This is a genomic window from Streptomyces synnematoformans, from assembly GCF_039531005.1.
Lineage (GTDB): Bacteria > Actinomycetota > Actinomycetes > Streptomycetales > Streptomycetaceae > Streptomyces > Streptomyces synnematoformans.
The window spans coordinates 1-3,509 of sequence record NZ_BAAAPF010000488.1; the positions used below are offsets into that span (position 1 = coordinate 1).

Consider the following 3,509-nt stretch of genomic DNA (forward strand, 5'->3'; position numbering starts at 1 on the left):
CTTCCCCCCCCGGCCCCCCCCCCCCCCCCGCCGCGCCCTACGCCGAGGCCGCCCGGCTCACCCCGGAACCGGAGGTGCGCGTGCGGCGGCTGACGGCGGGGGCGTGGGCCGCGCAGCAGGCGGGGCACGCGGAGCGGGCGGCGCAGCTGGCGGAGGAGGCGTACAAGCAGACGCAGGACGCGGACCGGCGCGCGGAGCTGGCGTACGTGCGCTCGTTCTGGCTCTTCGAGGAGGACGCCGCCGCCGAGGCCGCCGCGCTGCTCATCGACCACGCCGCCGACGCGCCCGCCCGCGGGCGGGAGATGCTGCGGACGGCGGCGACGTACGCGTGGTTCGGCGGGGACGTCGCGGCGCTGCACCGGGCGGTGGACCTGCTGGAGCTGTACGGGGAGCGGGGCGCGGGGACCGGCGGGAGCAGGGACGACGGGGACGGGGCCTGTCGGCACGAGGACGACCGGTCCGACGGGGACGGCCGGTCCGACGGGGACGGCGCAGCGCTGCGGGCGGACCGCGCCGTGCGCGGGCTGGCGCACATGGCCGCGGACGACTACGCCCGCGGGCTGCCGCTCGTCGCCGAACTGCTCGACGAGGCACCGGTCGGCAGCCCGACGCGGCTGCAGGCGATCTCCTCCGCCTCCCTCCTCCCCGACCGCGTGCAACTGCCCCTGATCACCGAGGAGATCGACCACGCCCGCGGCGACGGCGTCATCGGCCGGCTGCCGTACCTGCTGCACCTCCTGGCCCGCCAGCAGCTCTACGCCGGCGACCACCGCGAGGCCGAGCGGACGGTGGCCGAAGCCGCCGCCGTCGCCCGCGACACCGGGCTGACCCGGCGCATCTGGCGGCTGCACAACCTGCTGGCGCGCGTCCCCGCGATCGCGGGCGACGAGGAGCGCGTCCGCGCCCTCGTGACCCCCGGCATGAACGCCGGCGGCAACTACGGCATCACCGCCCTGGCCCTCCTCGACCTGGGGCTCGGCCGGTACGAGGACGTGCTCACGCGGCTGGCGGAAGCCCGCGCGGGCGCCGCCCGCTACAGCGCGGCGCTGCTGTTCGCGACGGCCGACGAGGTGGAGGCGGCGGTCCGCCTCGGCGCCCCGGAGCGGGCCGAGGCGCCGGCCCGCCGCTTCGCGGCGCGGGCGGCGGCGGCCGGGCCGCCCTGGGCACACGCGGTGGCCCTGCGCAACGAGGCGCTGCTGGCCGCGTCGCCGGCGGCCGCGGAGGCGGCGTACGCGGAGGCCGTACGCCTGCACGCCGAGCCCGCCGGCCGCCCCTTCGAACAGGCCCGCACGGAGCTGCTGTTCGGCGAGCACCTGCGCCGCGAACGCCGCCGCACCGAGGCCCGTACGCACCTGCACACCGCGCTCCGGCTCTTCGACGCCCTCCCCGCCGCCCCCTGGGCCGACCGCGCCCGCGCGGAACTCCGCGCGGCGGGCGACGTCCAGGCCGCCGCCCGCGCCACGGCCCCGGACCCGGCGGACCGGCTGACCCCGCAGGAACTCCAGGTCGTCCGGCTGGCGGCGGAGGGCACGAGCAGCCGCGACATCGCGGCCCGGCTGTTCCTCTCGCCGCGGACGGTGGAGTACCACCTGTACAAGGCATACCCGAAGCTCGGCGTCACGTCCCGCCGCGAACTCCCCGCGGCCCTGGGCCCGCTCGCCGCGCGGTGACCGGCGGCGGGGCCGGCAGCGGGACCGGCGGGCCTCACGGGGCGGCGGGCCTGCCGAAGCCGTGCAGCAGCGTGTCGATGAGGCGGGTGGCGAGCGCGTCCACGGCCGCGTCGGTGGCCGGGGCCTCGGCCGCCGCCTCGTAGATGAGGGCGTAGTACACCCGCCGCGCCCAGTCCAGGTCGGCGTCCGGCCGGAGCAGGCCGGCGTCCCGGGCGCGGGCGAACAGCCGCTCGCACCCGGCCCGCACCTCGGCGTGCACACGCGCGACCTCGGGGTCGTCGGTGGCGGCGGCGCCCATGGCGAAGCGCCAGCCGATCTTCACGCGCAGCACGTTCGCGGTGACCTGGTAGAGCGCGACGGCCGGCGGGGCGGTCTCCGGCCGGGCGGCCTCGACGGCTTCCCGGAACTGCCGCGTCGCCCACGCGGCCAGCGCCGTGATCAGGGCGTCCCGCGAGGCGAACCGCCGGTGGACGGTGGTCCGCGCCACCCCGGCGGCCTCGGCGATCTGCTCCATGGTCGCGGCCGGGTTCGCGGACAGCACCCGCTCGGCGGCTCCGAGGATCGTACGTACCGTCCGCTCGGTGTCGGCGCGCAGCGGCTTCGCGGAGGCGGGCGTCGCCATGGGGTGCGGGTCCTTCCGGCCGTGGTCGTCGTCCCCCTCAGGTTATGCCCATGTGGCAACTCCTCCTCGACTTGCAACATCTATGACGCATCTTGTAGCTTTTCCGCAACGCCATTGATGCAATATCTGCGCGGAGGATCCCATGGAACTGCAGCTGAACGGCAAGACCGCCCTGGTCACGGGCGCCAGCCGCGGAATCGGGCTGGCCGTCGTCCGGGCCCTGGCCGCCGAGGGCGTCCGCGTCGTCGCGGCGGCCCGCAAGCCCACCGCGGAGCTGACGGCGACCGGCGCCGTCCCGGTGGCCGTCGACCTGTCCGACCCCGGCGGCGCCGAGCGCCTGGTCGACCAGGCCGTGGCCGAGCTGGGCGGCATCGACGTCCTGGTCAACAACGTCGGCGGCGGCGAGGGCGACCTGACCGGCGGCTTCCTCGACCTGACCGACGAGCAGTGGGCGGAGGTGGTCGACCTCAACTTCTTCGCCACCGTCCGCGTCACCCGCGCCGCCCTGCCGGCCCTGCTGACCGCACGCGGCGCGATCGTCAACGTGTCCTCGACCGGCGCCCGCGTCCCGCACGACGGGCCCGTCCCGTACACGACGGCCAAGGCCGCGCTCACCGCCTTCAGCAAGGCGCTCGCCCACGAGTTCGGCCCGCGGGGGGTGCGCGTGAACACCGTCTCGCCCGGCCCCGTGCGCACGTCGCTGTGGGAGAGCCCCACCGGCTACGGCGCACAGCTGGCCGCCTCCCTGGAGATCCCCCACGCCGACCTCCTGGCCGGGCTCCCCGCAACGATGGGCATGCTCACCGGCCGGCTCGTCGAACCCGACGAGGTCGCCGCCCTCGTCACCTACCTCGCCGCACCGCTCGCCGCCTCGACGACCGGCGCGGACCACCGCATCGACGGCGGAGCGGTCAAGACCGCCTGAGCCGGGCGGGCCGGCCCGCGGCCCGCGGCCCGCGGACCGAGTGGACCGATGAGTGCCGGCTCACAGCGGACCTCCCGGGACGCCTGGTAAGCACGGTGCGTGGAAGAACTCGAACGACTCGGCGACATCGAGCGGGCCGCGGCCGGCGCCGGACGGCTGCCGGTCTGGGCCGCCCAGGGGCAGGGCGGCGACCGCCTGGGCCCGGGCGTACGGGCCTGGCGCCACGGCGCCGCGCTGGCGGTGGCGAGCCCGAACCCGTGGCAGGACCGGCTCGCGGTCCACGGCCGCGGCG

At 77.4% G+C, this 3,509-nt stretch carries 3 protein-coding genes and 1 pseudogene; 3 read left to right on the plus strand and 1 reads right to left on the minus strand.

Translation table 11 applies throughout. From position 1 onward, the window contains the following. On the plus strand, window positions 1-1,670 hold a 1,670-nt coding region (locus ABD317_RS34860), incomplete at its 5' end, for a LuxR C-terminal-related transcriptional regulator (RefSeq protein ID WP_344295617.1). Window positions 1,671-1,704: 34 nt separating this feature from the next. Here the strand turns inward: ABD317_RS34860 and ABD317_RS34865 are convergent. After that, window positions 1,705-2,292, minus strand: a complete 588-nt coding sequence (locus tag ABD317_RS34865) for a TetR/AcrR family transcriptional regulator (protein ID WP_344295621.1) — start codon at window positions 2,290-2,292, stop codon at window positions 1,705-1,707. 142 nt (window positions 2,293-2,434) lie between these two features. On the opposite strand from ABD317_RS34865, the gene ABD317_RS34870 reads away from it, so the two are divergent. Next, window positions 2,435-3,217 (plus strand): SDR family NAD(P)-dependent oxidoreductase, encoded by a 783-nt coding sequence (locus tag ABD317_RS34870; RefSeq protein ID WP_344295624.1) that lies wholly within the window; start codon window positions 2,435-2,437, stop codon window positions 3,215-3,217. 99 nt (window positions 3,218-3,316) lie between these two features. Then, a pseudogene (locus ABD317_RS34875) lies at window positions 3,317-3,509 on the plus strand (GNAT family N-acetyltransferase); the annotation flags it as partial.